Annotated in this window: 1 pseudogene; it reads left to right on the top strand. The window is 57.0% G+C overall.

Annotation, left to right across the window (positions count from 1 at the left end):
• Window positions 1–717 (top strand): annotated as a pseudogene (locus E5X34_RS32555) (TlpA family protein disulfide reductase); the annotation flags it as partial.
• Between the last annotated feature and the right edge of the window lie 426 nt (window positions 718–1143).

Below are 1143 nucleotides of genomic sequence, written 5' to 3' on the forward strand. Positions count from 1 at the left end.
GTTTTGCCGAAAGTCCTTAACGGCAGCTGGCGCAGCAGCTATGAAGCGAAAGCCGTCGATGCAAAGCGAATCTCGCGTGTGCGCGAATCGTCGCTGAGTCAGCCGATATACGCCAAACTTGGGCCGGCGATGCAGGACGAGGATTGGGCAGCGGCACTATTGGCCATCGAAGAAGGCCTCGCCGTGATGCCAGACTCTTTTGATTTTCGGCGGGTTCATGCGGATATTCTGCTTCACAAGCTGCGCGACATCAAAACCGGCTTGCCGCTTATGCGCGAATTGGTCGAGGACGCGATCAACAAAAAGTTCGAAGCGATGTCTTGGGTGGTGATGGCGCTGAACCAACTCTTCCATCCCACGATCGACAACTCCCATCTTCCGCATGATGATCGCTTTGCGATGGGCAAGGAGCTCTCCGAACAGATCCTGGAACTTAATCCTCCGCAAGGCGATGGAGACTTTAAATTCGGGTGTTACTTTCCGGTCGCTCAGTATTATTACGAGAGCGGCAACAAGGACCGGGCGATCGAGTTGATCGAGGTGGCAATCAAATCGCTGGACCATTCGGAGCCAGTGCCGGACCAAACCAAACAGCGCTACCTCACCTCGTTGCTCCAAGCCCTGGCCAACTACACGGGTGAGCCTGCCTGTCACGCGGGTCTCTGTGTGGCTCCGCAAAACAAGACTTCCGAAACTCAAAACGCTGTCACTTCCTGAGCAAGGATCGCGAAGGGCATGACAATTGGAATTGAACACCGGCAAATCCGCCCGCCCAGGCGCACTTCGCAGCAATAACGTCGATGCCGCAAAAGTGCGCGGCTTGCGGCAGGTGGAATTTCCATTGCGTTTACCTCGGGTCGAACCGCGGCGCAGGCGTTCGCGCCGCGGTGAAAGGTCTCGCATTGGTGGACGTGCTCGAGGTCGGCCACGGGACACTGTTGCGTGGGATCGGCTCGCCCAAGCCATTCCCCGCCCACGCAAGCGCCCGAACCACACATCGCAGAAAAAGAGATCGTCCTTCAAGAGGAGTACTGAAATTGGGGAAAAGCGAAATTCCTCATGAACCGGTTGGCCCTGCTGTCCACGGGGACGACGAGGCCCTTGCTTCCCCGTTCGTCAAATGCCTCCTGCGGCTCATTCGTA

The sequence above is a fragment of the Mesorhizobium sp. genome, from assembly GCF_004963255.1.
Lineage (GTDB): Bacteria > Pseudomonadota > Alphaproteobacteria > Rhizobiales > Rhizobiaceae > Mesorhizobium.